Raw genomic sequence first — 3,505 nt, forward strand, 5'->3', positions numbered from 1 at the left:
GTGTCCTGCGCTGCGTTTGTGACGGACCTGGCAGTGTCGGGACGAAAGGCGTCGCTGCGCTTGCTTTCGCCCCTTTTTGCCTCCGGCACGGGTCGAACGAAAGGCTTGTTTAAGTATTCGTTAAGTGTGTGGCGATGATGTTTGTATATGGGCAAGTCACGACAAATAAAAACCGATGAAAACCGCAGTAAACCGCCGTTTTTCCTTGCAATACTTGCGGATTTTTCCTAAATTAAACCCAGATCACAGGGGCGTTGAGGCCGGTTCTGACCGTTGCGCCGCCCCGAAGCGAGAAAGGATGACGATCATGGCACGCTTTGAGCCGTTCAGACTGTCTGATGACGACCGGACCGACATTGTCAAAGGCGTCTCCTGTGCTCTGCTGCTTGAGCGCCATGGCTACCTCCTCGACAAGCCCGAAAGCACGCGGAACGCTCTGAAATACCGTGCGGGCAAGGGTGAGACGATTATCGTCAACCATGAAGGCCGTGGCTGGTGGGATACGGGATCGGACGAAAAGGGGGATGTGTTCTCCCTGATCCAGCGCCTGACGCCCGGTCTGAAGTTTCGCGATGCCTGCCGTGAGCTGGGTCATCTGGTGGGCATTGAACCGAAGGGGGCAGAATACGTCCGCGAGCGTCAGGCCAAAACGCCAGACGTTGCCCCGGCCGAGCGCTGGCAGGCCAGGAAGGAGCTCAAATCCGGCACGAAGGTCTGGGCGTATCTCACCGAGGAGCGCTGCCTTCCGGAATGGGTTCTGCGTCGGGCCATCATGACCGGCTGCATCCGGGACGGCTATCACGCCGCCTGGTTCTGCCACCGGGATGCCGCGGGAGCCATCTGTGGTGCGGAACTGCGCGGTCCGGACACCAAGGGCATCTGTCTGTCGGGTACGGTCAAAACGCTTTTCCGGTTCCAGCCCGGCCTTGGCCGAACGGTCCGTCGGCTGGTGGTGAGTGAATCCGCCATTGATGCCCTGTCCTACGCCGCCCTCGACAGCGAGCGCACGCGCGAAACCCTGTACTGCTCGACCGCAGGTGGCATGGGACCGGAGACGGTCGAAGCCCTCACGGCCGAACTGGCTGAAATGGCAAAAGATCCAGCTGCCGTTCTGGTGGCTGCAACCGATAATGATGATGCCGGAAACCGCTATGCCGCGCGCCTTGCAGAGCTGGCCCGCGAAGCCGGTGTCCGCGTGATCCGCCGTATTCCCCACGGTGGTTGCAAAGATTTCAACGACGCCCTGAAGACTGTTGTGGCCGCCGCCCGCGCCGCCTGAGGAGAGACTGATGACGAATGACAAGGCACGACGGGACATGGAAGCTCTGTTTCCCGGACATGAAAAGAATGACGCCCTGAGAGCGGCCTTTCTGGCGCACCCGGATGCGGACCATTATCTGCGCCTGACGCCAGACCTCGGATGTCGTATTCCCTGGGCTCTGGTGGAATACGGTCCTCAGACGGATCGGCGTCAGGGTCTCGTGGTTGGCGGACGCTGGAGTGCGGCAGGCTGGGATCTCTCCGGACGCATCGTCCTGTTTGTTCAGTCTCCAACCGGAGACAGTGGGTTCCTGACCTGCCAGGCGGGGGAGCAGCAGCTTGTCCTGATTGGCACCGTTCCCGGAAGTACGCGTCATCCCGACCGCCCGGATGCCGTCACACTTCTGGGACATGTCGCAGAACTGACCGCCGCCTGGCATGCCGATGCCGGGACAACCCGCGTGTGGCATACCTGGGCCCTGCTGCACAATCAGCCGCCTTTCCCGCAGACCTACGCCGAGATCGCGTTCGGCGGTGACGTGCTGCGCGGTCTCGTGGTCGGAGGGACGGTTCTGGCGGACGGGACATGGGACTTCGGGCAGGAGTTTGACCTGATGGTGGAGCCGGACGTGATCCTGAGCCTTGATGGCCGCCGTGCGACGCGGTGCGAGGTTCTTCATGGCACCCGGGAGCAGGGACGTGGTCGTGGATAATCATCTCTCCGGACTGACCCCTTCCCAGGCAGACGCCGCGCGTCAGACAGGACCGGTTGTTGTTCTGGCGGGTGCCGGGACCGGCAAGACCAAGACGCTTGTGGCCGGTATTGTCGACCGTGTCGTCAAACGCCGGATGTCGCCCGATCGCATTCTGGCCGTGACCTTTACCAACAAGGCGGCCGGGGAGATGAAGACGCGGATCGCGGCGGCCCTGAACATCGCGCAGGCCCCGTACTGGGTGGGCACCTTCCATGCGCACGGACGCCGTCAGCTGCGGACCGATCCCGACATTGCCGGGCTGCGTCCGGGGTTCGACGTGTGTGACAGCGAAGACAGCACGAAGATCGTGCGCAGGCTTCTGGAAAAGGCGATTGAAGCAGGCGTGATGAATGCCGATGACGGAGAGACGTTTCGCAAGCGTGTGAAGTCCGTCAGCTCGCGCATCGCCATGCTCAAGGAAAACATGGTGCTTCCCCCGGATGCCGTGGCCTGGGTCGAGGGACGGATTGCGACGGATGCCATCACCGAAGGCGATGACATCATGGTCTGGCGGGATGCGGCCGTGCTCTATCCTGCCTATCAGGCGATGCTGCGCGAAAGCAATCGCGCGGATTTTGCAGACCTTCTGCTATGGCCTACCGTGACCATGCTCCGCGACGAACGCTACAGACGGGACTGGGCGGACCGGTTTGACTGCGTGCTGGCCGATGAGTTCCAGGACGTTAACCGGCTCCAGTTTCTCTGGCTGAAATGCCTGTCCAAAGACCACAACGAGCTCTTCGTTGTCGGCGACGATGCGCAGTCGATTTACGGCTGGCGTGGGGCCAATGTCCGGATTATCCGAAGCTTTCTCAAGGAGTTTCCGACCGGACGCATGATTGCCCTGGAGCAGAACTTCCGCTCGACCGGTCATATCCTGTCAGCGGCCAACGCAGTCATTTCTCACGACACCAACCGGCTGGAGAAAACACTGTATACCGCGTCCGGAGATGGAGAGCCAGTGGATATTCTGCGGCACACCGGCAGTCAGGACGAGGCCTCTGGAATTGCCGCCGAAATCGGACGTCGTGCCCTGGAAGGCGTGCCTTACGAGGACATGGCGGTGCTCTATCGCTTCAACCATCTCTCCCGGCTGCTGGAAGAGTCTCTGCTGCGCGCAAAGATCCCGTATGAGCTGGTCAATGATACCGCCTTCTGGCAGCGTGGCGTGGTCAAGGACGCGCTGGCCTTCCTCCGTCTGACATGTTTTCCGTATGAGCGGCAGTCAGACGAGGCCTTCCGCCGGATCGTCAATCAGCCCGCCCGGGGGATCGGGGCCAAGGCCATGGCGACATTCGAGCAGGTCGCCGATGAGGAGGCGATCTCGCTGTACGAGGCAGCGGAGCGCACGGTGCAGGGACGCACTGGCAAAGCTGCTGACAAGCTGCGCGGCTTCCTGGACGTGATTCTGAAAGGCGCTCGCAGTGACGAGCCCAGTCTGGGAGAGCGTCTGAGGGTTCTGGTCGAAGAGAGCGGGTATCTCGCGATGC

3 protein-coding genes are annotated in these 3,505 nt (G+C 61.5%); all 3 read left to right on the forward strand.

Going from position 1 to position 3,505, the window contains the following annotated elements:
* The first annotated feature begins 307 nt into the window (after positions 1 to 307).
* A complete protein-coding gene (locus R5H23_RS15925; RefSeq protein ID WP_317216017.1) occupies positions 308 to 1,279 on the forward strand; it encodes a DUF3991 and toprim domain-containing protein in 972 nt (323 codons plus the stop codon).
* A gap of 10 nt (positions 1,280 to 1,289) precedes the next feature.
* The gene (locus tag R5H23_RS15930; protein ID WP_317216018.1) at positions 1,290 to 1,973 is read left to right on the forward strand and encodes a hypothetical protein; all 684 of its coding nucleotides are present in this window, start codon (positions 1,290 to 1,292) and stop codon (positions 1,971 to 1,973) included.
* On the forward strand, positions 1,966 to 3,505 hold a 1,540-nt coding region (locus R5H23_RS15935), incomplete at its 3' end, for a UvrD-helicase domain-containing protein (RefSeq protein WP_317216019.1). The genes R5H23_RS15930 and R5H23_RS15935, both read left to right, overlap by 8 nt.

This window comes from Gluconobacter sp. GP1 (genome assembly GCF_032913585.1).
In the GTDB taxonomy this organism is placed as follows: domain Bacteria; phylum Pseudomonadota; class Alphaproteobacteria; order Acetobacterales; family Acetobacteraceae; genus Gluconobacter; species Gluconobacter cerinus.